Source organism: Bradyrhizobium sp. SZCCHNRI3052 (genome assembly GCF_032484895.1).
In the GTDB taxonomy this organism is placed as follows: domain Bacteria; phylum Pseudomonadota; class Alphaproteobacteria; order Rhizobiales; family Xanthobacteraceae; genus Bradyrhizobium.
In genome coordinates this window covers 964,603-990,049 of sequence record NZ_JAUETW010000002.1, presented here as the reverse complement: position 1 = coordinate 990,049, position 25,447 = coordinate 964,603, and the positions used below count along the sequence as shown (strand labels likewise).

The 25,447-nt window shown below is 61.8% G+C and carries 30 protein-coding genes and 1 tRNA gene; all 31 read right to left on the bottom strand.

Going from position 1 to position 25,447, the window contains the following annotated elements; genetic code table 11:
• Positions 1-5: 5 nt before the first annotated feature.
• Positions 6-536, bottom strand: a complete 531-nt coding sequence (locus QW887_RS10070; protein WP_315740140.1) for a phage major tail tube protein — start codon at positions 534-536, stop codon at positions 6-8.
• A gap of 98 nt (positions 537-634) precedes the next feature.
• A complete protein-coding gene (locus QW887_RS10065) occupies positions 635-2,068 on the bottom strand; it encodes a phage tail sheath subtilisin-like domain-containing protein (protein WP_316194469.1) in 1,434 nt (477 codons plus the stop codon).
• A gap of 81 nt (positions 2,069-2,149) precedes the next feature.
• Entirely contained in the window at positions 2,150-2,893 is a 744-nt protein-coding gene (locus tag QW887_RS10060) for a hypothetical protein (RefSeq protein WP_316194468.1), read from the bottom strand.
• The gene (locus QW887_RS10055; RefSeq protein ID WP_315768357.1) at positions 2,877-4,136 is read right to left on the bottom strand and encodes a radical SAM/SPASM domain-containing protein; all 1,260 of its coding nucleotides are present in this window, start codon (positions 4,134-4,136) and stop codon (positions 2,877-2,879) included. Before QW887_RS10055 ends, QW887_RS10060 begins: the two co-directional genes overlap by 17 nt.
• A 35-nt stretch (positions 4,137-4,171) precedes the next feature.
• On the bottom strand, positions 4,172-4,780 hold the full coding sequence (locus tag QW887_RS10050; protein WP_316194467.1) for a hypothetical protein: 609 nt from the start codon (positions 4,778-4,780) through the stop codon (positions 4,172-4,174).
• Between the two features lie 10 nt (positions 4,781-4,790).
• The gene (locus tag QW887_RS10045; RefSeq protein WP_316194466.1) at positions 4,791-5,336 is read right to left on the bottom strand and encodes a hypothetical protein; all 546 of its coding nucleotides are present in this window, start codon (positions 5,334-5,336) and stop codon (positions 4,791-4,793) included.
• A gap of 2 nt (positions 5,337-5,338) precedes the next feature.
• Positions 5,339-5,716, bottom strand: a complete 378-nt coding sequence (locus tag QW887_RS10040; protein WP_315768363.1) for a hypothetical protein — start codon at positions 5,714-5,716, stop codon at positions 5,339-5,341.
• Between the two features lie 171 nt (positions 5,717-5,887).
• Positions 5,888-7,654 (bottom strand): tail fiber domain-containing protein, encoded by a 1,767-nt coding sequence (locus QW887_RS10035; RefSeq protein WP_316194465.1) that lies wholly within the window; start codon positions 7,652-7,654, stop codon positions 5,888-5,890.
• 5 nt (positions 7,655-7,659) lie between these two features.
• Positions 7,660-7,890, bottom strand: a complete 231-nt coding sequence (locus tag QW887_RS10030; protein WP_315740132.1) for a hypothetical protein — start codon at positions 7,888-7,890, stop codon at positions 7,660-7,662.
• Between the two features lie 12 nt (positions 7,891-7,902).
• Complete coding sequence (locus tag QW887_RS10025) at positions 7,903-10,176, bottom strand: hypothetical protein (protein ID WP_316194464.1); 2,274 nt, start codon at positions 10,174-10,176, stop codon at positions 7,903-7,905.
• Positions 10,177-10,252: 76 nt separating this feature from the next.
• Positions 10,253-11,464: a phage tail protein I gene (locus QW887_RS10020; RefSeq protein WP_315768368.1), complete on the bottom strand. Its 1,212-nt coding sequence runs from the start codon at positions 11,462-11,464 to the stop codon at positions 10,253-10,255.
• A 3-nt stretch (positions 11,465-11,467) separates the two neighbouring features.
• Entirely contained in the window at positions 11,468-12,343 is an 876-nt protein-coding gene (locus tag QW887_RS10015) for a baseplate J/gp47 family protein (protein ID WP_316194463.1), read from the bottom strand.
• 10 nt (positions 12,344-12,353) lie between these two features.
• Entirely contained in the window at positions 12,354-12,713 is a 360-nt protein-coding gene (locus tag QW887_RS10010; protein ID WP_316194462.1) for a GPW/gp25 family protein, read from the bottom strand.
• A complete protein-coding gene (locus tag QW887_RS10005; RefSeq protein WP_315782383.1) occupies positions 12,694-12,951 on the bottom strand; it encodes a hypothetical protein in 258 nt (85 codons plus the stop codon). Before QW887_RS10005 ends, QW887_RS10010 begins: the two co-directional genes overlap by 20 nt.
• A gap of 15 nt (positions 12,952-12,966) precedes the next feature.
• Positions 12,967-14,433 carry a hypothetical protein gene (locus tag QW887_RS10000; protein WP_316194461.1) on the bottom strand — a complete coding sequence of 489 codons (1,467 nt, stop codon included), beginning with the start codon at positions 14,431-14,433 and terminating at the stop codon, positions 12,967-12,969.
• Entirely contained in the window at positions 14,433-15,017 is a 585-nt protein-coding gene (locus QW887_RS09995) for a hypothetical protein (RefSeq protein ID WP_316194460.1), read from the bottom strand. Before QW887_RS09995 ends, QW887_RS10000 begins: the two co-directional genes overlap by 1 nt.
• 2 nt (positions 15,018-15,019) lie before the next feature.
• Positions 15,020-15,508, bottom strand: a complete 489-nt coding sequence (locus QW887_RS09990) for a phage virion morphogenesis protein (protein ID WP_315740124.1) — start codon at positions 15,506-15,508, stop codon at positions 15,020-15,022.
• On the bottom strand, positions 15,508-15,948 hold the full coding sequence (locus QW887_RS09985) for a DUF1320 domain-containing protein (protein WP_315740123.1): 441 nt from the start codon (positions 15,946-15,948) through the stop codon (positions 15,508-15,510). Before QW887_RS09985 ends, QW887_RS09990 begins: the two co-directional genes overlap by 1 nt.
• A 17-nt stretch (positions 15,949-15,965) precedes the next feature.
• Positions 15,966-16,262: a hypothetical protein gene (locus tag QW887_RS09980; protein ID WP_315740122.1), complete on the bottom strand. Its 297-nt coding sequence runs from the start codon at positions 16,260-16,262 to the stop codon at positions 15,966-15,968.
• An 84-nt stretch (positions 16,263-16,346) separates the two neighbouring features.
• On the bottom strand, positions 16,347-17,327 hold the full coding sequence (locus QW887_RS09975; RefSeq protein WP_315740121.1) for a major capsid protein: 981 nt from the start codon (positions 17,325-17,327) through the stop codon (positions 16,347-16,349).
• Positions 17,328-17,432: 105 nt separating this feature from the next.
• On the bottom strand, positions 17,433-18,320 hold the full coding sequence (locus tag QW887_RS09970) for a hypothetical protein (protein ID WP_315782374.1): 888 nt from the start codon (positions 18,318-18,320) through the stop codon (positions 17,433-17,435).
• Between the two features lie 167 nt (positions 18,321-18,487).
• A tRNA-Asn gene (locus tag QW887_RS09965) sits at positions 18,488-18,563 on the bottom strand.
• Between the two features lie 262 nt (positions 18,564-18,825).
• Positions 18,826-19,107 (bottom strand): hypothetical protein, encoded by a 282-nt coding sequence (locus tag QW887_RS09960; RefSeq protein WP_315740119.1) that lies wholly within the window; start codon positions 19,105-19,107, stop codon positions 18,826-18,828.
• 233 nt (positions 19,108-19,340) lie between these two features.
• Positions 19,341-19,664 carry a hypothetical protein gene (locus tag QW887_RS09955; RefSeq protein ID WP_316194458.1) on the bottom strand — a complete coding sequence of 108 codons (324 nt, stop codon included), beginning with the start codon at positions 19,662-19,664 and terminating at the stop codon, positions 19,341-19,343.
• A 38-nt stretch (positions 19,665-19,702) separates the two neighbouring features.
• Positions 19,703-21,319, bottom strand: a complete 1,617-nt coding sequence (locus QW887_RS09950) for a DUF4055 domain-containing protein (RefSeq protein WP_316194457.1) — start codon at positions 21,317-21,319, stop codon at positions 19,703-19,705.
• A gap of 20 nt (positions 21,320-21,339) precedes the next feature.
• Positions 21,340-22,806, bottom strand: coding sequence for a phage terminase large subunit (gene terL, locus QW887_RS09945; protein ID WP_316194456.1), 1,467 nt, complete (start codon positions 22,804-22,806; stop codon positions 21,340-21,342).
• Between the two features lie 12 nt (positions 22,807-22,818).
• Positions 22,819-23,040 (bottom strand): hypothetical protein, encoded by a 222-nt coding sequence (locus tag QW887_RS09940; protein ID WP_316194455.1) that lies wholly within the window; start codon positions 23,038-23,040, stop codon positions 22,819-22,821.
• A gap of 69 nt (positions 23,041-23,109) precedes the next feature.
• Positions 23,110-23,616: a hypothetical protein gene (locus tag QW887_RS09935; protein WP_316194454.1), complete on the bottom strand. Its 507-nt coding sequence runs from the start codon at positions 23,614-23,616 to the stop codon at positions 23,110-23,112.
• 74 nt (positions 23,617-23,690) lie between these two features.
• Positions 23,691-24,386, bottom strand: a complete 696-nt coding sequence (locus tag QW887_RS09930; RefSeq protein ID WP_316194453.1) for a hypothetical protein — start codon at positions 24,384-24,386, stop codon at positions 23,691-23,693.
• 290 nt (positions 24,387-24,676) lie between these two features.
• Complete coding sequence (locus QW887_RS09925; RefSeq protein ID WP_315740113.1) at positions 24,677-25,216, bottom strand: hypothetical protein; 540 nt, start codon at positions 25,214-25,216, stop codon at positions 24,677-24,679.
• Between the two features lie 15 nt (positions 25,217-25,231).
• A complete protein-coding gene (locus QW887_RS09920; RefSeq protein WP_316194452.1) occupies positions 25,232-25,444 on the bottom strand; it encodes a hypothetical protein in 213 nt (70 codons plus the stop codon).
• Between the last annotated feature and the right edge of the window lie 3 nt (positions 25,445-25,447).

Genomic DNA, 25,447 nt, shown 5'->3' with positions numbered 1-25,447 from the left:
CGGGCTTAGTAGGTGAAGCCCAGGATCTGCCGGGCATTGGCGGTCTTGTCGACGCCGCCGATGTTGGTGATCTTGTTGAAGACGTCGATCTCGGTGACGAGGTTGTTGTCGATGTAGTGCGCGTAGTAATTCGCACACAGATTGATCGTCATCTCGACCTTCTTGCCGGGCGTGGCCTTGCCGGGCTTGATGGACTTGATCAGCGAGCGGGTCTCGATGATCACGCCCTTCTCCCCGCCGGCTGCCGTCAGCATGTAGCCGCGGAAGGTGACCGGAACGTCGAGCGAGCCAGGGCCATAGCCGAGGTTCTGCCAGATCTGCTCGTCCCAGGTGTGGAGCTGGAAGTCGAACTCGATCTTCTCGATGCCCATCGGGATCTCGACGGTGCCGTCCATGCCGCCACCGCGAAACTCTTCGACCTCGATGTTGATCTCCGGGGGCTGGAACTCGGGGGACTCGCCGATCTTGCCGATGTCCTGGATCCAGACCGTGAAGTCCTGGAGAATGTTGGAGTCGCGAAGGTTGTTGTTTGCCATTTAACTCTCCGGCCATGCGGAGCGCGTCCGGCCCAGGAAGGACCGAGCGACCCGCGATGGCTCTTGGTGATGTGATCGTTGCGGAGGCGAAGCAGCGCTTAGCTGGTCGCAACCTGCCGCGAAAACTCCTCGATGAAGTCCGCGTAGTAGTTCGGGTTGCGGCGGGCGCGGAACTGCAGGTGCTCCAAGCAGGCCGGGGGCTCCAGATCGAAGTCCACCGTCAGCTCACCGTTGGCGAAGGTCGCCGGGGTGTTGATGGACTTGTCGATCCAGCACTTGCCGCCGATCAGCGCGCCGCGCGAGCGGAGCAGACGGAGGTAAGCGTTGACGTCGCCCTGGATGCCGGAGAGCAGCTGGTAGCTGAACGGCTTGTCGAGCCGGACGCGCTCGGCGCGCTCCAGGCTCTCGTACACCATGTCCGCGGTGCGGCGGACCGACAGCTGAGCCCAGAGCGGGTCGGTGCCGGTGTTGCGCAGACCCCAGAACCGGAAGCCATCATCGTGGATGATGGTCGTGACCTGGTTGGAGTTGAGCATGTTGGCTTCGCTGTCGCGGTCGTTCGGCATGAAGTCGACCGGACGTGCGGGGCCTCCGATGTTCTGGATCAGCTCGTTCGAGAACGAGTACCAGAAGCCCTTCTCCTCATCGACGCGGGCCTGGATGCCGGCCGCGTAGGCCGAAGCAGGCTTCTGCACGTAGACCGAGTTCTCGGTGTCCCAAGACAGGACGCCGGGGTCGACGATCGAGATGCGCTGGCTGCCGTAGTCACCGCGGTACTCGACAGCGTCCTCATACGAGGTGCCGGGACCGTCGAGGAATGCCACCGCGCGGAGGCGATCGACGATCGACGCAAAGGCAACGCCAACCGGATTGGCAACGTGGCCGAGGGTTGCGGTGAGGGTTGCGCCAGTGCCGGCGCCCGTCACGGTCACGCTGGGCACTGCGACGTAGCCATAGCCGGGGTCGGTGATGATCGCGCCGGTCAGCTTGCCCCCAACAACCTGGGGCACCGCCTTGGCCTGCCGGCCGCCGGCCGGAGGTGCGTCGATGATGATCGTGGTCGTGGAGAGCACGTAGTTCTGGCCGACGTCGCCGATGACCAGGTTCTTGACGCCATTGGTCGGGCGACCGGAGGTGAGGCCGGGTGCACAGAGCAGCTTCGGGATGACCTGCAGCGTCGGACGCGACTTCAGGAGCGACCAGATGCCGGTCTTGCCGGTCGGCGAGCCAACCGCGTTCGACCAGGTCCCTTCCATGCTCTGGCCTTCGGCCACGCGGGTCACCACGACCACTGCCGACTTCTGGCTGTAGATGGCGTCCACGGCGTCGAGCAGGGTGCCATCGCTCTTGAGCTGGCCTGCCTTCAGGGCGTCGGCGAACACCGGGACCGGAGTGTTGAGCGGGAAGATATCCGGGTCGGCGTTCGGGGCGGTTCCGACCAAGCCGATCACGTTCGACTTGACGGTCTCAACCGGACCCGAGGGGCTATCGAGTTCGATCGTCTCGATGCCGTGGAGATATTGAACAGTCACGTATGGTTCTCCCAAACGAAAAAAGCCGCCCGGTGAGGGGCGGCCTGGTGGAGGGTGGTGTTGGTGTTTGGTGGGATACGGCTACAGAGCCGGCATCAGTGGTCCTTCGCCGTTGGCTAGGTAACGCTCGACGGCAGCGGAGACGATATCGAAGGTCTTTCTCATCCTGATGTCGAGGGTGAGCATGATGGCGTACCTGTCATCCGTCCTCGATCGGTTGAAGACGTTATGATAGTGCGCGCCGTTGAAGGCCCAGGCCTCTCCAGCAGGATAGTTCTTCTGATGGATCTGAAGCTGGCCAGCCGAATAGTCGGCCAACTCGAAGATCCTGGTCTCGATGACCTCGTAGCTGAACTCCGTGTTGGTCCGGATCGGAACGTGGACGATCAGCTCGTACCAGTTTGGACGCTTGCCATTGACGCCCATGATCATCGACAGCTCGGACCCGTGGCGGTGCCAGGTCAGGCTTCCGCCTGCCTTGACGCGCATCAGCCTGACGCGCTGCCCCTCTCCGCCAAGCTCGGTGACCACCTGCTTGATGTAGGGGCTACCCTCCGCAACAGGCGTCCACACATATCCTGTCCTGCCTTGGTATGGCGCCTCGGTCAGGTCGTCGTGGATCGCCCCGTCAGGAGCAACCAACGAGAAGCCGCTCCAGAACTTTCCGATATGCTGTGCATTCCGGCTCTTGGACCTGAACGACGCGAACATCGTTGGGTCTATTTTCGACAGTTCCGACTGTAAGAGATTCGTGTCGTATTTCTTACCGAGGTCGAGGTGCGGGATTCTATCGAGCTTCTCGACGAGATCAGCGAACTTCGACATCTCGATCCTTCTTGAGCCTTGGCCTCACGATGTCCCCGCTGAAGCCGACCATCCAGCGACCCGTCAGGATGAACAGTGCCGCCCTGAAGAAGGCCAGGTTGTAGTAGAACTCGGCGTTGCAGCTGTGGGTCCAGTTGTCGCCGCCCTGATACATGCACGCACCCTGGCACAGCTGCAGCACGGGGCAGCTCTGGCACTCCGGGCGCTTGCTCCAGTGGCGAGAGGTGTTGAGCGCGATGTCTTCGAACTCGCTGACGTGCCCGATCTTGTGGTTGCCGTTGGCCCCCACATTCTGGCAGGTCATGACATTGCCCTTGAGGTCGACCGCCAGATATTCCGGCATGTCCATGCCGCACTTCTGGAAGAGAGACTCCGAGGAGCGCTCGTTGACCATCGACCTGACGGCACGCCGCAGTTTGTCGTGGAGCATGAACGAACGGAGCGCGGACCCATCGATCAGCTGCCTCGACAGAACGTCGCTGAATTGACCGAGCTTCTCTTCTGAGAAGATCGAGGCGGGATCGCCGGCATAGCTGTGAACCACGCCCTCAAAACCAACATTGCAGCCCGGAATGCAATCCTGGAACCAATCGATGATGGCGTTGACATCGTTGCTTGCCGGCGTCAACACCGCGTTGAACGAGAAGCGCGGGTGAAACGTCTTCTGCGCATACTGGATCATCGCGAACTGGTGCGGATCCTCAAACGGGTCGCTCCCGCGCACCGCCTGGCCCGGTCCATCGTGGCTGATCGCCATCGAAAAGTTCCAGGCCTTCAGCTTGTCGACGATCTCCCGCGTCAGCAATTCGCCGTTCGTGATGATCGATAACCGCGCGTTCGGGAACTTCTTGATCAGCTCGGGTGCGAGTATCTCGATCTTCTTCCAGTAGAGTAGCGGCTCGCCGCCCCAGAACTCGACCTTCTCCATCCCCTCAGGAGCTTCGATCCAGCCATCGATGTTCGCCAAAAACTCGCTGGCATCGCGCGTCGACGACGCCGCGGCCTTGTTGATCTGGGCTGCCTGAAGGCAATAGGAGCAGGCCTTGTTGCATCCGAGACCGAGCTGAATCTTCAGCTTCTTCACTTGACGCACCTTGCGTCCAGGCTGGTCATAATCGACCGCGATGAACGGGCGAGCTTGCACAGGCTCACGCTCAAGCATCGGGTTATTGGAGAAATCGACGGCCCTGAAGCCATTATTGTCGAGCAGCCGTGAGGCGTGCTGATCGTAGAACAGAGGCACGACCTCTCCGTCGCTACTCAGCATTTCAAGTCGGATCATCTGGCACTTTGCAGGTATGCCGCCATGGGCAGCGGGTCATTGAACCGATAGATCGCCGTGGCGTCGTCGAACGATGACCACGTGACCCTCTGATATTCCTGCGGGGGCCGCTGGCCTCCCGGGATGTCGACGACCTTCTCCCGCGCGTACTGCGTCAGCATGCAGTTCGGATGCGCCGAGATGTGCCGATCCTCTCTGCCGGCGAACAGCCGGCTCCAGAAGGTCGAGATGCCATCGGTCCAGAAGAAGCCGATGCCCCAATTCACAAGATCGACCGCGGCGTCTGACCATGCGGCGCCGTCCTGCCTTGGCAGTGCTGCCTCTGGATCTTCGATGACGGATCGGATCGTGATGTTGTCGTTGTCGGCCCAGCGGGTGAAGTTGACCCAGGAGACAAGCTTTCCAGAGTCGTCAAAATACCCCCAGAAGCTCGACATCGCGTGCTCAAAGCAAAGGTCCACATGGTCCTTCGCGAGCTGGCGGAAGTTCTGCTTTGTGGGTGCCTCAGGGTCATTGCACCAGGCACCCATTCCGCTGCTGTGCTTGTCGATGATGTCGCACATGTCGCCAAAGTCAGCCGGCGTCAGAAAGCGGATCTTGGGCATTTGGCTCCTTTCAGCGCCAGAGCTTGGCGCCCATCACAGGCTCGATGATCTTGGCCGTGAGCGGCCTGGAGATCTCCAGCATCGTCGCGCCACGGAACTGGCTATGGGAGATTTCGATGAGGCCCTCGGCGAGGTAGATGAAGTTGCCTGGTTCCACATCGAACGTCTCGCCGGCCTGTCCGGACACGAAAGCGCGCTGCCAGAAGAACGGCACCTTGCTCTTCGGCGTTATGCAGTGGTACTCGCTGCCTTCCGCCGTGGCGCGGAGGCGATAGTTGTCAATGCCGCGCACGAACTGGGTCGCGCCGCTCCCAGCCGGCCGCGGGTCAGGCGCGTGATCGCCGCCGAGCGCCTCAAATCCGCCCTTCGTGTAGACCGGGATCGTGTAGAGCGGATGAGCATCAGGCTTGCCTTCGAGCAGATAGGCGATCGACGGAGCGTCTGCCCACGTCAATCCGCGCGTCAGCTCCACTGGAGGGCAGATGCGCTCTTCTCCGGCATGGGCCGTGAAGATCGTGATCGTGAAATTCTCAAAACGGATGCGCCTGAACTGCATCGTCACACCTTGTGCGTTTCCAGAGGCAGACCGACAGGGTCTTCCATCGGACGGTCAATTCGGTATGTGAACTGCCCTTCCATGGCCGCCGGGGCCAATGGCGAGCTGCGCGACAAGATCGACATCCACCGCGCAAGGAAGGGCTGTGACGGAAACTGCATCACGATGGCTCCCCGCTGCTCATCTGCGGAGAAGTGGAGAGGAACGAGGACGTTCTTGATCATGCTGCCGAGCAGCCCGTGCTTATACTCGACACGAGCCCAACCATCCTGGCTGACGTCCAATATCTTGTAGCTAAACGTGCTGCTCGGCACCTGATCCATCATGTCCTCACTTACCGCATGCGCCGCAATCGCAAGCGCACGCACAGTTCCATTCATCGTGTCCGGAAGTCCCGTAGAACGAAGACATTGGGAAGTTGGCCGTCGGGAACGTCCCGCCGCCACCTGCCCTGTAGTACGTTCTTCCGGCGTACTGGCTCATTTGATTGCCCCAACCGAACACAGAGTTGACGGTCGAAAATCCGACCGCGCCTGTTGATGGTACGGCCATTATGCGCCCTCCAACCCTTCCACCCTGGTCGCCAGGCTCTTGATCGCCTCGACGAGGAGACCAGTGACCTGCTCATAGAAGATGTTCAGGAACTCGCTCCCTGACTTGCTGTTGCCGTCCTCGTCACGGTCAAACGGCGCAATGCCGACAGCCTCAGGAAGGACTTCACGCAGCTCCTGCGCAAGCAAACCAGCCTTGCGAAACTTCTGCTCAGGGGCCCCGACCTCTTTGGCAAGATCGCTCTGGATCCAGGTCACGCCTCTCAGCTTCTTGACCTTCTCCAGCGCGTCCTCGATCACCTGGATCTCGTCCTTCAGACGGATGTCAGAGGCGCCGTAGACGACATCGCCAGTAGCAACAATCGAACCGCTTTGCGTCGATGCGAAGGTTCCTACGCCGAGTGATCCTCGCAGGTAGCCGTCGCCAACGCCAGAAACGCCGAACCGCCAGTTCGCCCCATCCGACCATCCGCCGATACGCCACCAGTTATCGCCATCGAGGCCGGCCTGTACCGCATAGGCACCGCGGTGGTAGGTGACGAATGCGGCACCCTGGTCAGGCGCATAGACAGTCAGGCCACCGTAGGTGTTGTGGTTGAAGCCGTATGTCTGTCCAGAGCTGAACTGGTGAATGTGTTTGCCGGTCCACGTCGGCTGGATCGACATGTCGAGCTTGATGCTCGCATCCGACCGCATGTAGGTCGTTGCCGTTCCGGCCGAAGCATTCATCGTTGCAGCCCCAATCGGGGTCGCGAACGAGATGCCGAGGTTCGTCAGAGCCGCGGCCTTGTTCGGCACGTCCGCGAGGTTCTGATCCTTCTGCAACTTCCCAGCCACAGACGTTGTCAGTGCGCCGACAGCGCTCTCGTCGGACGCCAACTGATCTGCAATCTCCTTAAGCGTGTCCAAGGTGCCGGGAGCACCATTGACCAGAGCGTCGATCGCGTTCTTGACGTAGGCGGTCGATGCCGCCTTCAGCGAGTTATCGCCAGCCGTGACTGTTGGGACGGTCGGGCTGACCGTGAAGTTGACGGAGGCGCTGAACGTGCCGCCGACGTCCTTCTTGATGTAGAATGACGGATCGAAGATCTGGGCGTTCGCCGCATAGGTCGCACACTGGTCGCGAGCTGCAAGAGCATCCGACTTCATCTGAGCGACCGCGGACCTGTCCTGACCGGTCTGGGTCGCGTACGTCGAAGCCGTGTCACGATAGCCCTTCGCTGCGTCGCGGGCTGCCTGAGCATCCATCAACGCCTGCGTCACCACCTGCGGCAGCGCGGTGCCAACGTAGATGATCCAGTCCGAGAACGGTCCGGCATTGCCGAAAATCTGGATGGGCTGCAGGGTCAACTGGCCGCTGCTGCGGTTCCAGTTGACGAGCTTTGCGAACGCATAGTCGGTGGTGTTGGCCTGCCTGACGATCGTGACGAACGGCGATGGCGCGAAGAGGTCACGCTCTGCCTCATCAGGGATCGCGAAGGTCTGGGTGGTCGCGACGTTCAGCGTCACCGAGTTGTTGGCGTGCGCCAGCAGGAAGCCCTGCTCGGACACCAGCGCGATCTTGTCGAGCGCGGGCGCTAGAACGAGATCGAGACGGTTGAGCGCGAGGCCCTCGACGTAAGAGGTCAAGCCGCCGATGGCAGCAAGACCGTCTTCGTTCGAGTTGATTCGGCGGTCGAGGTCTTCGAAGCGCTGGTTCCAATACTCGGGGTCACCGAGATTATCCCTCGCCTTGACCCGGTAGAATTGATCGTACCTGCGCGCCATCGGGCTTAGACCTCTTCGTAGCCGATGACGGCGTCACCGAGGCCAGCGATCAGGTTGCCCTTGACGATCACCTCGTGCCCGGGACGCGCCCAGATCTTGGGAGCGACCTCGATGGCCCGCGCGAGCTTCAGGCGATAGCTCTTCGCCGGATCGACGGCGAGCTTCGGAGGAGTATTCGTCGGCACAGCAACGGGTGCAGCAGCCGCCGGAGCGGCTGCGTTTTCAGTGTCGGCCATGAGGTTGGTTCCTTACTTGCTGTAGAACGACCGCTCGGCAACGTGGTACGTGACCTGCGGCGAGTTGGTCGTTCCGGTCTGCTCGATCGTGAACTGTGTGGTTCCGGCCGGCAGACTAAAGGTGTAGGTCTTCTCGTATCGCTTCGCCTTCGCATCCTTCAGCACCGTGACGGTGGTGTCGGGCGAGTATTCCGTCGAGCCGACCCGAACCGTCATCGCGTAGGTGTGCGGCGTCGGATCGAACATTTCGAGCAGGTTGACGAAGGTCAGGTTGTGCGTGACGTTCGACAGAGCCGGCACCGTCATCGTCGTCGAGACGTGCTTGAAGGCCGCCTTCGGCCGCGAGACATGGACGCGCGATCCCGTGAGATGCAGGATCGGCATCATGTCCCTGGTGCCGACGAAGCGAGCCCGGAACTGAGCCAGCGGCGGAGCGACCGCGAGCACGCCGGAGTTATCCTGGGTCAGCGACTGCCACTCGCCGGTACCGTTCGGCCGCATCTCGTAGACCAGCTCGCACGAGCCCGGCACCCACTGCTCAGCGAGGATGTCGATGTCGCGGAAGCCGCCGTCGAGGTTGATCGGAGCGAACTCGATCGCGACCTGGGACGAAGCGAACTGAGCGCCATAGACCTGGATCATCATGTCCTTGGTCAGGTCACCCATGTAGTAGATGCCGTCCGTCGAGTAGAAAAACGTGCCGTCCAGATAAGACTGACCGTTGGTCATACCGATCTGATGGTTTGCGTTCGAGATGAACACGAAAGCATAGCGCTTGCCCTTCGCGAGGAAGGTCGGCTGGATCTGGCACAGGTTCCAACCCGTGACGATGTTCTGCTGCGCGTAGACCGTCTTTAGCACGACCTTTTCGAGGTCGGGCTGGCCTGCAGTCACCTCGCAGAGAGCGATGTGGATGTCCTCGTTCGCGGCCTTCTGGGTGATGTAGAAGCCCACCTGAGTCGCGATGATGTCGTTCGACACCAGGAAGGTCTGCGCAACCTGAGCACCAGTCACGGAGAGGTTCGTGGTGACCTCATACATGAACGGCTCTTCCCAGGTGTCGAGCCAGTAGTAGTCGGTCCGCTGTGACCAGGCGCCGTCACCGTTGCCGTGAACGTTGTAGTTGTTCGTGACCGTCGAGTATTCGATGGTGTTGAAGTCGTACAGATTGGTGGTGTCGACCGGGTTTCCGGGCGTGCTCCAGGCGTTGCCGTTGGTGCAGACCGTGTAGCTTCCGCCGTACCGGACGCGGGTGCGGGACATGTACCCGACCTTCATCGAATGCACCTGGTAGCCGTACTGCGCGATGCCAAGCGACTCGGTGTAATTGCCGGTCTGGATCTTCAGCACGTTGGTGTATTTCGGCATCAGGTAGCCGCCGGCCATCGCCGCGTTCGGATCGTTCGCCGAGAACAGCGAGATCTCGAACTGGTTCGCGTTGGCGTTGTTGAAGCGGATGCCCTCCTCGACCCTGGCGTCGAAGCCCAGCAGCTTGCTGTTGGTCATGTCCGACTTCGTTTGATCGAGGAAGAAGTCGGTATCAAAGCCGGAGGCGTCAGCCGGATAGCGCAGGCTCTCCTTGACCCGAGCCAGGTCGAGGTAGATGCGGGACAGGTCGGAGGCGCTGCTCAGGCCGGTCATGCGGTTCGCGAGGTCGGCGAGGTCCGACGCCAGCGATGTGACGCGCGGCTCGATGATCGACCGGAAGGTCTCCAGCAGGTCGGTCCGGATATCCAGTGCGTCGGTCGAGACGACCTTGTTCTGGTCCTGGATGTCGATCGAAACGATCTGCGTGGTGTCCAGCATCACATTCGCGATCACCACATGGGTGGCCGGGACAGCAGCCGGGACAGGGTCGGCAGCCTCGGCGCCGGCCGTGAAAACGATCTGGACGTTGCGGGAGCGGGTCATGGCGACCGAGCGCGGCTCCACGGTGCCCGTATCGACGTCCGTCAGATAGTCGCGCTGCTCGACGTCGGTCTCGACCTCCTGGCCATAGGCCGAGATCGTCACGATGCGCCGGGCCGCTGCGGCCACGTAGGTGGCGAGCGACTGGGTCAGGACCGAGCGGAGTGCATAGACGGCGCCCGTATCGTAGACGCGACCTGCGCCGATCGTGACCTCGACCTGCCCGGTCTTGGTGATCATCAGTCCGGAGTACTTCCGTGTCGCAGAAACGGCATCGGCGACAATGTGGTCCATCGCCGTCTGAACGTATTCCTGGATGTTGTTGTGATCGGTCGCGGTCTGTTCCTGATAATCGCGAAAGATGACTTGCTGGTCCATCTAAGGGCCTCTTGCTGCGAACGCGAAAAGGCCCACCGTCCCCGCGGACGATGGGACCAATGCATTCTGGTTATTGTCAGATGATGATCGGGCTGCCCGCGAACCGCGGCAGGCCGGCGATGAAACCAGGCTTGGTGTCGGTATCGAGCAGGATCTTGTCGGTCATGCGCTTGGCCGCGATGATGGCCTGTCGGTTCTTGGTCATCAGCGTGCCGTCATGCGGCGTGAAGAAGCGCGTTTTCGGAGAGAATGGCTGCGCGAGACGTGCCTTGTATTTGCTCCACCGCGTCTGCATCTGGATCTTCAGCTCGGCCGAGCGCGGCTCGATGCCATACCGCCCGACGCCCATGAACTGGATCGATGGACGTTTGGCGTCTGCAGCGGACCCGTCATTGACCGCATACCGCTCGTAGGTGTGGTACGGCGCCATTGAGGGCACGAAGAACCGCTTGTGGATGGGGCGACCGGAATAGACGGCTTTGCCTTCCTTGCCGGAGATCGTGATCAGCTCCGGCGTGGTTGACACCGGCTCGATCTGCGGACCGACCGCTCTGCGCCATGGCGCGCTGACGATCGGGGCGATCGTGACGATCCTGCTGGCTGCCGTGGACGGCATCGGAAACTTCTTCTTCAGGCCAAGCGGCGTGTTGCAGAATGTCGAATACGGCCGGACAGCCTTGATGTAGAGCCTGAAGTAGGTACCTTCGTTGTCGATCTTGGTGTCGGTCTCGACACCATTGACGACCCAGGACGCTCGCTTCGAAAGCCGCGTGATCGCCTCATTCGGGGTCGGGAACTTCTTCTCCAGAAAGCTGCTGTAGCGGCTTCCGCCTGAGAAGATACGACGCCGGGCGGCGCCGCGCAGGTAATTCTGGTAGATCCGAACCTGCGGCAGCTTGGCGAGCCAGGCTTCCCGCTGCTCCTTGTTGAGCGAGGGGCCTGAGAACACCTTTGCCGGCGGCGTCGTGGCCTTCAGGACCTTGCTGTCGACGAGGTCGACGTAGGTCTCGATGGCTTTCAGCGTGCCCTTGATCTGGTGATGCTTGATCGCATTCGCGACCACGCTCCGGCGCTTCGTCAGCGGCCATTCCGAGTCCCACAGGTCTACCGAGAGAGCCCAGGCCAGGTAAGGCAGCAGATTCTCAGGGCAGGTCCACGGATTCCAGAGCTGCCGGATCGGGATGTCGATTTGGAGCAGGCGTTCGACCTGGGAGGCCAGCGTGCGCTCGTACTCCGTCGCATTCGGGGACAGGATGTGATCCATCCTGCGCGTCGGGAACGGGCCCATGGCTTACTCCAATCTAGTCGGGAGCGGCGTGACCTTTGCGGAATCGATGACGACGCACTGGTCATTGCCGGCCACGACATCGGCAGCCGGCGAGATCAGGTCGACGTTCTGGACGCCATTCTGGTTGAGCGCCGAAATGATTGCCGACCTGGTCAGATCTCGTCCGATCATGGAGACGTTGGTGCGGACCTTCGTCAGGGCCGTTCCGATGTCGCTCATGACCAGCGCGGCATCGGGTCCTGGATACAGCGTGACGTTGGCAACGATCTGCGTCCGCAGCGGCATGACCGGACAGACCGAGATGACGTCGGTCAGCGGCTTGATCCCTTTCTGGTTCAAGCGCTTCACGACGTTGGCGATGATGTCCTTGGTCGGTACCGGGTCGGTTCCGCTCTGCATGACGGCGACTTTGACGCCGCCGAATTTGTTGACCTTGGTCGCCGTTGCATCGCGGATGCGGACGTCGGCGCTCAGGGCCTGGAAGATGTAGGCTCCCTCGGAGCCGCCCGTCGAATAGGCTTCTGGCGCCATCTGAGCGCGGCGCCGGAGGCTGTCATCCAGCTCGTCCGGCAGGCGCTCAACGCCGAAGAAGGCAGCCAGGTTTTCAAGGTCCGCGCCCTTGGCGAAGGCCAGCATGACGGCGCGTGCAGCGGCGTTGACCCGCGCTCGCACCAGGACCTCGCCGTAGGCCTGCGGCTCCAGGATGACGTTGGTCGGAGACTGCTCGAGGACAAGCGCTGCCTTCAGCTTCGGGTTCTTTTCGAGAACCTCGTCCTTGTAGCGCTGGAGCAGAACCTCGTAATCAATGGTCTCGATGACGTCGGGTGGGGGAAGACGCGCGAAGTCGATATACAGCGCGGGCGACGTGTAATTGGGCATTCAACCCTCGCTAGATGGTGACCGAAGTTCTCCGCAGCACCTGCTCTACGAGGTCGATTCCATCGATGGTGATCGTGATCGCACCGGTCGCGTCGGCCTCGTCAATAGCCACTCGCGTGACCTTGAACTCCGGCTCGTAGGTGTTGATCGCGGCGATCGCGGCCATCATGCCGGACATCATCGTCTCCTCGTTGGAGGGCTTGTCCTGCATGTCCTGAAACCTCGACCCCCACCACGCCCGCATCAGGCGAACCTTGAGGCGGGTGGTGAGGATGACGAAGATGCTCTGCTTGATCCGGGGCCAGCCCTGGATCAGTTCGCCGGTCTCACGATCGATATCGACCAGGTGCTCACTTGGAAGCGTTGCCATCGGCCGGCTTCTCCGAAGCAACGGCACCGAGCACCTTGGTCTCGACAGCCTTCGCCGCGGTCACCGCCTTGGTGACGGTCTCCTCGACCTTGGCCACGACGGCCTCGGCCTCTTCGACCTTCTCCTGCACGACGTGCTTGAGATACTTGACCTCAGCCTCGACCGCGGTGACGACGGAGCCGGCCGGCACCATGACGCCCTTGCGCCAGAAATCCTTGATAACTTCGTAGGTCTTCATTTTTCTTCTTTCTCGCTACGCGATCTTGGCCCAGACCACCTGAGATGGTCCAGCCTCTGTCATAACGCGCTGGTCAGCCTGCTCATTGGGTCCGGAGACCCCGAGGTTGACGCGCTCCTTGGTGATGTTGACCCATCGGCCATCGACGCCGGCCGAGCAGCTGTTCGCGCCCTTCACCTCGACGTGGTCTTTGTGGAATGTGACTGTCGTCCCATCGCCGTGCTTCAGGACAATCGCGTCCTGGTCCAGCTTGATGTTGGCCTGGTTCTCACCGTAGGTGACGTTCAGGTCGTTCTCAGTCCACTTGACGCTGGCCTTCTTGTCCTTGAACTGGATCTTGACCTGGTTCTCGTCCATCAGGACGTCGCCCTTGGCTCCCTTTTCGCCATAGCGGACGTTGACCAGCTTCTCATCCTGCCTGTAGTAGGACTTATTCTTGCCGACCGTCTTGAGGATCTTCTCCTTGTCCGCCAGCTGCCGCGTGACGCCGTCATCGCCCTCTTCCGGCACTTCCGGAAGCTTGGGCGGCTGCGTCTGCTGTGACTGCTGCTGTTGATCGGACGATGAGGCATCCGAGCTGCTCGTGTCCGAGCTGCCAGATCCGCTTCCACCTCCACCGCCGCCACCTCCTCCACTGCCGCCTGCAAGGCTCGCCGGGATGCCGGCCGCTCCGCCCGCGCCGCCGCCGATCATCTGACCGACGACGCCCATGAGGTTGCCGGAGGCGACCTGGTTGGCGATGCCGGCGAGATTGCCGAGTTGGGACAGCCCTGGGAGGCCGGACAGGTTGGCGAGCTGGCCAACATTGGCGAGCTGGCCGAGCTTGAGGCCCGACAGCTGCGAAAGGCCCGCCATGTTGGCGATGTTCGAGATGTCGAGGCTGGCGAGGTTGCCCAGGTTGCCGAGATTGCTGAGGCCGCCGAGCATGCTGGAGAAGTCCGTGCCGCTTAGGCCGGCCATCTGGCTGATGCCTGCGAGATCGCCGAGACCAGAGATATCGCCGAGTCCCGTGGGGGCGCCCTGCTGCTTCTTCTTGGTCTTGATGATCAGGTGGTTCGAATCCTTGGTCTGGTGGATCCAGTGCTGCTGATCCTCTTTCTCGTGGATCAGCCCGACCGTCTCATCCTGCTTGCCGTGCGGCGATGGCGTGTCCGGGCCGTAATGGAACGGCTCGACCGTCCCCAGCTCGGGGATGCCGCCGACCGAGCGCAGGATGCCGTGCATCCCGATCTTCGGCGGAACCGAATACTTGATCGTCGCATGCGAGTGGCTTTGCCATGGCTGCCAGTCGCTCTTGAAGGTGTCCTGCTTCGAGTAAGTCTCATTCCCGCTCGGGGTCTGATCCTCGCCGTCGTTCATCTTGACGTACCAGCGATTCTTCTCGAACTTGACCGCGACGATCTTTCCGAGCCGCTCCTTGTTCTGGAACTTGCGCTCCAAATCCTGGAGCCGGCGCTCCATCGCGTGAATTGCACGCACCATTACGGCACCTCGGGTGTCACATCGACCGTCTCGTCGCCGGACAGACCCGCTGCAGTCTCCACATGACCGAGGATCTTTGCCTTGGTGCTCGGCACCTTGGTGACCATCTGGCCGTTATTCCAGACGAAGTCTCGCTGCAGCACCTTGTTGGTGCCGATCATGAGATCGCTGTGCCACTCGACCACGCCGACAGAGACGCCTTCGCGCCTCAAGACAGGCTGGCTGATGCGCTTGAACTGGACGTTCAGAGCAGGAGCGGCATCGGGATGTCCAAACTGATTTTGATGAGCCCAGGTGGCCACGGTCTCGACCATGTCCCAGGCCCGCGAGTCGCCATCGAGCGACACGTACTTGTTCTCGTCGATCAAGACCACGACAACCCGGAGCAGAGCATTCAGCTCGCCCGTGAAGGTCGGATCGCTCTTCGAGGCCATCACCGCGACGCGAGCGCATGGCGTCTTCAGCGTCCAGTCGGCGATGTCTTTCTCATCGAACAGGCCGTCGTACCATTCGACGTCCATTGTCGGGTACAGCGTCTTGATCCCGTCGATGATCTTCTGGCGGAAGTCGACGACTTTTCCCATCATCAACCTCCGTGCGCGATATGGTCGCGGAGCATTTTCGAGATGCGTTTGACGTTCTCTTCCGAGAAGCCCATGAACGGACGCGCCGGCACCTTGTCGGCCTTGCTGTAGCGCTTGCCGCCACGCCGCGCCTTTCGGCCGGCATGGTTGAAGCCCTCCTGCATGAGCGATGCGTATTCGGTATCCGCCGTCAGCTCGAAGCCGTGGTCGTTCACGTCGGTGACCTCGATGCTGCGGGACAGCTCGCCGCTTTCGAACAGCGGCCTGTCATGCCCCTTCAGTGCGATGGTCACATCGGACAGCGCAGCCCACAGCTCACCCTCTGGCGAGCGCTTGGTGCGAAGGATGCGGTTGATGGTGGCACGCTGCATGTACTCGGCAGCCTGCTCCATCACCGGATGGAGGTGCTCGGCGTCCTGTAGCAGCTTGGTGAGGCGGGCATTGAGGCGGGCGAGGTCTTCGGCATTCAGATCGACCGCAAAGGCGCCCATCAGGCCCTCCCGCAGTCGAACGACCGGCCACCTCGTGTGACGTTCGGGTTCGTTGTCGTGGTCACCGGGTTGCCATTGGCATCGGTGCCAGTCGTGGTGACCGGCGGCAGGCCGAGGCCGACCTTGCCGGAGGAAATCTTCTCGAGGATTGAAAGCGCGTCCTCGTAACGCACGCGCATCTCATCGGTCCGGCCAGTCCGGCCGAGTGCGATCTTATAGACCGCGATGTCGATGGCGCAGTTCTTGACGATGCCCGGCGTCGGGACAACCGGGACCGTGTATTGCGACGACAGATAGGCGTCGCAGATCTCGTCGGCGCCGTCGAGTCCACGCTGGACAACCAGCGGGTCTGGTATGCCGTCACGGTCATAATCGGCTATGCGAACGAGGAGATCGGTCCCATAGAGATCGTCGATGTCATCCTTGGTCGCGTAGCCCATTATGAACCTCTGTCAGGTTACTTCTTCTTGGTCTTGGTGGCCGCAGCAGCGGCTTCGGCAGCAGCCTTGTCTGCAGCTTCCTTCTCAGCGGCTTCCTTGGCAGCAGCTTCAGCAGCAGCCTTCTCAGCTGCTTCCTTGGCGGCGGCTTCGGCAGCGGCCTTTGCAGCAGCATCGGCTGCAGCGTCGTCGGCCGACGCATTGCCGTGGAGGTTGGCGAAGCGCGCGGCGCGCACCTCGGGCGATACGATCCGCTGCTTGCGCAGACGAATGTTCGCAGCCGCCTCACGGGCTCGGAAGCCAGTCGTTCCAATCATGGATGTCTCCAAACAGCGAAAAAGCCCTCCCCGGCTTTCACCGAGGAGGGTCGATTTCAGTTCCTACCGTCTGAGGTCAGACGATTAGGAGCCCAGCTTGTGCTTGAACGCGACGATCCGGATGACCTTCGGATCGTAGACGCGCTGCCAGTTGGCGACGTCGGCCAGCTCGGAGTTCGCGGGGGTGACGCCGACCTGGTTGGCGCCGAGCCACTTGATGCCGCGGGGATGCATGACCCACTGGCGGCGCTGCACGATGTACTCCTGGCCCATGCCCTTCAGAGCCTGGCGCTCGACCTCGACCGGGGTCTTCGGCGACTTCTCGCCGTAGCCGATCGCGCCGGGGCCAAAGATGTAGGTGGTGAACACGCGGTTCGCGCCGGAGCCAGTCACCGGCATGCTGTCGTCCACGATGACGGTCTTCCCCATGTAGGTCGGGATCGTCAGCTTGCCCTCGGAGTCCGGCATGAACTCGATGAGGTCGGCCTTGACCATCGCCTTCAGGGTCAGAGAGTGGACGGCGACGGCGTTCAGGCCGCCCTGCTCGTCACCGAGCAAGAACGCAGCGTCGATGAACGAGTCGGCGTCGAAGTTCTCGGCACCGCCGGTCAGGCCGGAGATGTCGTTGACGTTGGCTGCCATGCCGGCCGAGCCCATTGCGCCCGCCAGGGTCGCGAGCAGAGCGGTCTGCATGCGGCGATTCCACCACTCGGCGAACCGGTTGGCGATCAGCTGGATCGGGTCGGCGCCGGACAGGTCGGACGACAGGTCGGACGCACCGAACGCCTTGCCGCGCAGCAGCTTCACGGCCACGTCCTGGCCGGTCGAGGTCTTGCTGACGGTCAGGTCGCTGTTGTCGTCGAGCACCTGCTCGGCGTCCGCGGCGTCCAGATCGTTGAAGAACGGCATGTTGACGGTCTTGCCGCTGATCTCCGCGTCGATGACGCTGGTCAGGTCGGTGATGATGCCCGACTGGAACAGGGCCGACTTCTGCGTCGAGAGCACCTGCACGTAGTTGTTGAATTCGGTCGGGACGATCATGTCCGCGAGACGAGTCTCAGTCATTTCTCACTCTTGCTTTTGTTGAGACGGCGTTTGCGGCTGCTTGCATTCAAGCAAACGCCCGGACAGAATCCGGGCGCATGCAATTGTTCGGATGGGCGAGAAGGGTTACTTCACGCCGGCCGCTGCTTTCAGCTGCTTGGCCAGTTCGGGTTTTTGGTTCGACAGCAGCATCTGCTGCGTCATGTTCCAGGTGTCCTTCATCCAGGGGTTGGTCTGACCACCACCTGCCGGAGGATTGCCGTGGGTGCCGGGTTGCGTTCCCAGACCGCGCTTCTCTTCCGGCTTGAAGAGCGAGGCGCGGCTCTCGCGGATCTCGGCGACGAGATCGGCGACAGTGAAGGGGGTGCCATTCACGTCCTTGATGCGGGGGTTGCCGTTGGTGTCGAGCACCTGGACGGAGACCTGACCGTCCTTCATGGACGTCTTGACGAACTTGGACACCAGCAGTTCGACGGCATCCCGCGCGTCGTCCAGTGGGTTTGCTTTTGCGACTTCAGACTTGATCTGGCTGTCGGCCATGATCGTCTGCAGTTGCCCCGTGAGGCTCTCGACCGTAGCGTTGGCGTTCTTGACCTGGGTGCTCAGCTCGGTCTCGCGCAGAGTCCACTGCGCGGTGAGCTGACCCTTCAGGGTCTCGAACTTCTCGCCTGCGATCCGATCCGCCTCTTTCGCGGGATCGAGCTTCGACAGTCGTTCTGCGGTTTCAACAGCCGTCCTGGCTGCGTCAGGGGTGATCTCTCCGAAGGCGGAGACACGCTCGATCGCGGTACGAGCCGCGCCGGCATCGAGGCCTTCGTAGGGCTTCAGCTGCTCTTTGAGGACTGCAACGTTGTTGCGCTCCGCTCCGAGAGCCGTCTTCAGGCCCTTGACGTCGTCGAGTTCGTAGCCTTCGGCCGGCGTGACGTTGAGGAAAAACTTCCCGTTCTTCTCGACGTAAAAGGCGCGATGGGCTTCATCGACGGTGTTGATATCGGTGACTACTGCTTTGAGCATTCCAATCCCTGGAAATGCGGGGCATCCCGCCCCTCGTGATAAAAGACCGCTCAAGCATCCCGCCTGAGGGTCGGTGATATCCCCGAGGATCCGGGGAATCGGAGATGCCAGCAGCGATCGTTCCGAGGCCGTCCCGGCGCTCGGTTGGTCATTGCGGGCGAATTGGATGGCTGGCACGGCAGGTCTCGAACCTGCGACCTCCTCGTTAACAGCGAGGCGCTCTACCGTCTGAGCTACATGCCAACGGAAAATGTTCAGCGGCGGCGCGGGCGTGCGGCACGCTCTTGGATATCTCTGCTCGTCTGGTGCGGGATGCGAGCTGAGACCGCTGAAGCCGCGCTCGACCATTCAAGGGAGCGCGGAACCGAAAGAGGTGGCCCGCCGGGCCAAAAAAATGCCCGCCAGGCGCGAACCGGGCGGGCAAGTGTGAGTGAGTGACCGATGCAGAAAAGCCGCCAGGGAGGTCCCGAGCGGCTTCTGGATGCTCTATGGAGAGAGCGTCGGATTACGCTGCGATCTGCAGCTCCTTGACGGGTTCGAGCTTGTCGAACTCCTCCGGTTTGGCGAACTGGATGGTGTCATCCTCGGTCAGGAGGACGACGTCGCCAGCGGCACAGGATTGCACGCCCCACGCCGACGACATGGTCAGCCCCCCGAGGGAGTTGACCTTCAGCTCACCACTCTGCAGACGGCTGACGAGCCATTGCGGCGCGACCTCCTCGGCAGCCTGCCCCCAGAGGGGCAGTTTGAACGCTTGGACCAAGATCTTGCGGTGAAACAGGTTCATTTGCACACTATCTGCATTTCACCTGACTTGAACCACAATATACGCCCTTTGTCAAGCGTTCTGCAAACAGAAATGCAAATCGTGGAACTCAGCCATAGATCCAGACGTGGATGATGATGTAGAGGATGAAAATCCCCATCAGCGCCTTAAACGGGTGCATCAGGACCGGCTGCATCATGAGCCAGAAGTTGGTCTTCTCCTGCTCCCGAACCAGCCGCTCCAGCGCGAGCTGCTCAGGCGTCGGAGCTGGGGCCGGAGGTGGCGACGAGACGGGGGCCGGTGCCGCGCGTCGCGGCTGAACGCCTTCCTCGGGCAACCCCAGAAGCTTCTCCCACCACTTCAGCTTGACTGGTTCCATTGACCGGCTTCCTCCCCTTGACCGTGAACTTCGGCTCGAAGCAGATCGGGCAGCACCAGTATTCGTCACCGATCAGCTTGCCGAAGGCCACGACCGAGCGAGGGATCATCCGCACCAGCTCGCGCACGGGCGTGCCCTGCCTGTTGGTGCAGGGCTCGCACACGTAGCCTTCGCATTTGAATGAAAGCTTCTCGGTCATGGGCTGAACCGCCTACAACTTGCACGAATGCAAGTCAATTAGAACTGCGGCGTCGGGCGCGTCGAACCATTCGGGAAGTTCGGCTTCGGCTGGGTTGGGTTACCCGCGGGTGGTGTGGAGGCATTGCCTCCGGCCGACACCGCCGTGCCGTTGCCTGCCTTCGCAGGATCTGCCTGGGTCCACCGACCCGGCAGCATGTTCTCGCCGGCCGCCTGCATGTTCTCGTCAACAGCCTGCCACAAAGCAAGTTCCGCCTTTAGGTCGAACTCGTCGCCGAGCAGGTTGCGATCCCTGATCTCCTGCAGCAGCACTTCGCGCGACAGGCCGCGCTGAGACCACAGAGTGACGAGCTGGGCGACCTCAGCCAGGCGGTCGGCTGTGTTCGAGAACTCGGTGTTCAGGACCACGTTGACGTTGGAGTAGTCGGCGCCGGTCCAGTTGCCCATCATGCGGATTGCGCGCTCTAACGCATCCTGACAGTTGATCGCCATGTCGTGGACAACCGAGTGGACCCTGGTCTCCTGGATGTCACGCTCGTTCTGCGGGACGTACTGACGGTGCGTGCCCGTGACCGGGTTCAGCGCCATCATGTCCATCTGCATTTCGAGCTTCTCCAGGTCCTTCATTCCGGAGTCGATCGCGGTGCCGCGGGGCTCGACGTAGTACCAGCGGCCGTTGGCCTCGGGTGCGTAGAGCACCTTGTAGGGTCCAATGGCGAACTGCGCCTCGTCTTCCGGGTCGATCTGGACGCCGGAACAGGCCAGCATCGGGAAGCGGGCGGCCGACAGGATCGACCGCTGATCCGAGCTGGAAATCCAGTGCTCGATCTGCTTGTAGGCGAGGTCGATGAAGACCGGCCGCACCTGGTAGTCTGCTTCCTTCTCGCCGGCATAAAGGGTGACGAACGGCACCTCCGTCATGTTGGTGAGCGGGGTCTCTTCGACGAATGTCCAGTTCGAGCCGCCAGAGGTGGCGAGCTGTTCCCAGAGCTGCACGATGCCCTTGCCATTCGACGTCGGGTCGATCTCGATGACCCGCATCTGGTTGTAGAGCACCTCCTTGAAGCCATCGCGATCGGCTCGCTGGCCTCGGATGCGGACGTGGACGGTCTTGGTGTCGCCGCCGACATACGCATCGTAGGCCGCGGCCACGTCGTCGACCTTGTACATCTTCATGAATGGCCGTGCGCCGGAGGCCTTCTGGTCCGCCAGGCTCTTCATGTTGTAGGTGTCGGGATGGTCCACCAGAATATGGCACATGCCGTCCAGCATGGCATTGTTGAAGAACTGGTGGGCGAAGACGTGCAGGTGTGTGCCGATCAGGTCGATGTCCTGCACCCACAGATCGAGGTTCGGATCGCTGTGGATCACCTTCAGCAAGGTGCGGAAGGGCTTGGCCGATGCAGCATCCACCGCCTCGCGCAGCTTGTTGAGAGCGAACGTGGATGCCAAGCGCGACGCATAGCGGCTGTCGGATTCCTTCTCGTACTGAGGCAGGAATGTCGCACCCTGGGCGCGCATGGTCTCGGTTCCGCCATAGACGGCGCGGAGCATCCTCGTGCGCTGCTGCATGGTCGTCGCGGCTGACGACAGCAGTCCAGGGTTACCGTCCTTGGGAGACGGCGTATACTTGATCTGTTGGGTGGCGGTTGCCATGGTGGTGAGATGTCCTGACGTTACCAGTCAAGGACCGCTGCTCTCTTCGGACCGAGGAGTGAGTTGAATGCGTCGGCAGCAGCGTCGACCTGGTCGTCGTAGGTGCCGAGTGGGAAGGTCTCCAGCTCGTCCGTGAAGACGGCGTTCCAGGAGCCTGGGACCATCTTGACGTTGCCGGCTTCCGCCTGCGCAGCGAATGCGGCAGCACGGACTTCCTTCGATCCTGTGGGGCGGGCAGTCTTAACGATGTAGCCGGCGAGCCGGCGAATGAAGCCCTGGACCTGGCTCTTGCCGGCCTGGCCTGGGTCTTGCGGGAGAAAGATCTGGACCGAGCGACCGTCGTTCTTGGCGGTCTCCTGGATCTTCTTCTCGACTTCGAGCGGCGATCCACGGAAGCGGATGACATGCTCGATGTAGAAGACCCCGTTGGAGTCCTTCGACATCAGGACGCCAACCGTGTAGTCGCCGTCAGAAGATGCCGCCAAATCCCATGCGCGGACCTTTGCCCGGCGCGGGGGAAGCTCAGCAACGGCGACCGGAGCGAACCAGTCAGCGCGGAACATGCCACCGTCGTCAGACATCGGCTGCTGCTGGTACAGGGCAGAGAACGAGCGCTCGCCGAGAACGTCGAGACGATCCTGCAGGGCCGCGTAGGAGAAGCGGTGCGGAGCCAGCGGCTCGTTCGGCTTACGTCCGAGCGCGTCACCCGGGACAGTGCCATCCTCGTTGAGGATCAGCTGACCATCGGGGGTCTTCTTCACCCACGGCAGTGCCGGAAGATACAGGATCTCCCATGGGAGGCCCTTGCCATCTTCCATGGCCTCGATGATGCGGCCGGCGATGTCGTCGTAGTGCCAGCGGGTCAAAGTCAGAATGATCGGCGCGTCTTCTTCGAGACGGGTGTAGACGACGTCTCGGTACCAATCCCACTGGTCGTCTCGGAATGTTGCCGACTTGACCTCTTTGCGATCCTTGATCGGGTCGTCGATCAGGAAGAGATGGGCGCCCTTACCGGTGGTACCGGTGCCGACGCCGACCGCGTAATACTGGCCGCCGCCGGACTCGTCCGTGAGCTGCCATTCATCGGCAGCTCGAATGTCGGGCCTGATCTTGATGTGCGGGAAAAGTCGCTCGAACTCCTTGCCCTTGATGATGTCTCGGACGTTTCGGCCGAAGCCGGTGGCGAAGTCGCCGTTATAGGATGCCGAGATGATGTTCTTCGACGGGTTCCGGGCCATGAACCAGGCGGGGAAGCGCCTGGTTGACAGCTCTGACTTTCCGTGCCGCGGCGGCGCGAAGATCATCAGTCGCTTGCACTCGCCGCGCTCGACACGCTCAAGGGCCTCTGCGACCTTGTAGTGGAACGGATCGGCGTAGTATTTCGGGAGCGTGTAGGTGGTGAAATCGATGAGGTGCTCGCGGCCCCTCCTACGACGCAGGATCTCGGCCGCTGCCTCCTCGGGGGAGACATCGGTGACAAAATTCACGATGATGGCCTTTTAGAACTTGAAGCCAGGCGCCTGGATCGTCAGTTCGTCCTTGTTGGCGGAGCGCGACTGGACTTCGAACATCACGGTGGGAGAACCGTTGGCGAACGGGTCGCCATAGAAGCGAACGGTGCGGAGCCAATTTCCATCGGTGTCCTGGACCAGGTCCGACACGGTGATGAGACGAGCGTCCTCCAGGTTCACCTTCTGGGACAGGGTGGTGAGTGCGGACATCTTCTTGATTTTCTCGAGTTGGAACTCCGGCCGATGCATTGAGCACCGGCCAGAGCGACGACGTTCGTCTTAGATGTTGCGGTTCGCCGCGGGGGCGTCGACGGACAGCGCGGCGGCAACCGCAGCGGTGGCGTCAGCAGCCGGAGCAGCGTCCTCGACCACTTCATCGGCGGCAGGCGCGTCGACAGCGGCATCGGCGGCCGGCGCCGGAGCAACCGCAGCCTGGGCATCGGCGACCGTGGTCGCGATGTCGGCGGCGACGCCATTGATGGCGTCCAGGTCCTCGGCTGAGATGCCAGCGGCCGGGACAGCATCCAGGCGAGCCTGCAGGTCAGCGGCCTGGGCCGACACCGTGTCCAGCTTGCTCTTGAGCGCCTCGACGGCAGGCTTCAGCTGCGCGTTGGCGTCGACGAGGGCCTGGACTTCGGGGGTAAGTGCCATAAGCAGATCCTTCACATAGTTGAGGTGGCGTTCGATCGCGGCAAGGCGATCACTTCCCATCCGGTCGTGGACCTGATGGGATTGGAAGAGCTGCTGCAGCATCTGCTTGACGGAAAACTCATCGAAAAAGGACACTCAGCACCTCAGGTGTTCTTGTTGTTATTGGAGGCAGAGCCCCGCAACCGAAGCCGCGGGGGTGTCCTTGCTGATCAGACGATGTTGAGGCCTGCCACATCGAGCTTGGCGAAGACGTCCTTCTCCCACTTGCGGACCTTGCCGCGGTACATGAAGGAGTTCTTCGGATCCTTCTCGAACTCCCCGAACGGCACGCCGGCCGCATCCACTAGCTCCATCGCACGCGGGTCGAGCATCGGGATGTCGATCAGCGAGCTGCCGAGCGCGAGCGCCTGGCGGGTCACCTCGTCGATACCTTTGAAGAACTCGGCGCCGTTGTATCGGTTGAGCACGATGCAGTGCTTCGAGCCGGCAAGTAGCTTGGCCACCTGATCGATCTCGCCGAACGAGTCCATGGTCGAGCCGATCACGTGCATCACGGCGCTGTTGATCGCGCCCGAGCGGACCATCTCGTTGTAGCCGACGTCCTCCAGCAGGGAGAGCGTGTCGGTCAGCAGGCCGGCGCGGATGTCGATCAGGGTGATCGAGGACGAGTCTATGTTGTCGAACACCTTGGCCTGATCATCCGAGTCGCGCAGGTTCACGATCTCGGTGATCTCGCTGAAGAAGCGCTTCAGGCTGCCCTTCGGGCTCTCGGTGTCGAATGCACGGACCGGCAGCCCCTGGGCGCCGAAGTAATCCAGCATAGCTCGAGACAGCGTGGTCTTACCGACGCCGCCCTTGTCTGCACCCACAACGACGACCGCGGGCTTCTCAGCAACGAAAGGCATTGTTCTATCCTTTTGGGGATCTGGAAGTCGCGCAACTTCCCTTGGGTGGACCGGCTCAGCCTTGATGGACACCGGTTCTGAAATGACGGCCGGAGCGTCCACGATGGGATCCGGCTCCGGCTCTGGTAGTGGTGTGGCGACGTGCGCCACAGGCTCGTGTATTGGTGCCGGCTCTGCCCGTATGGGCTCCGGCTTGTCGTGCGGAGCAGCCACAACGATCGGCGGCTGCCGCATGAGCACGGCGATGCGTTGCCGGCGCACATCTTCTTCGAGTGGACGCCGGCTTCCCATCAGTGAACGCTCTCTGGTTTCTCCTCCGCCTTCGGCTTCTTTGCGCGGCTCGCGAGTTCGAGCAGCTCGTCCTCCGACATCTCGGAGGCCTCCTTGCGGACGTTGAGGTTGGTGTGGTTCTCGTCCTTCTGGCCGAGGTAGTTCTTGCCGAGGAAGATGGAGGCCGGCGCGTTCTTGTCGGCCAGTGCCATCTGCTTGCGTCTCAGGGAGACCTTGGCGTGCTGCAGCCCGTCATCCCAAACCTCACGCGCCTCAGGATAGACGTTGAAGAAGTTGGTCAGGGTGCGAGGGCTTACGCCGAGGATTGCGGCAGCCTCGTCTTGGGTGCCGAAAAGGCGGGCGATCTCAGCCAGAGCACGAAGCGTGTCCTCATCAGGTTGAAGTTTCGTCTTGCGACGACCGATCGGTCGAGCGAGAAGCTCATCGAGAAACTCGGTCTCCTTGGCATCCTTCTCGGCGGCGGCTTTGGCTGCTGCCTCGCGGGCAGCCGCCTCCTCTTTCGTCGGCCGGCCGCGGCGACGCTTGGGCAGGTCGGTCATTTTTGTTCTTCTTGTTCAGTGGGGCTTGTCGTCGACCACCGCGGCGCCCTCGCTGACGAGGTCCTCGATCGCGATCGCGGTCACGAGTCCCTCTCCAGGCCATTCGACCAGGATGTATTCGGCTTCGTTGTGATCGTCGGTCTCGTCGTCGAAGCGATCGAACATGGCGATGATCGGGACGGCCAACCCGCCGTCATAGACGATCGACATCGTGTCGAAGTCGACCATGGA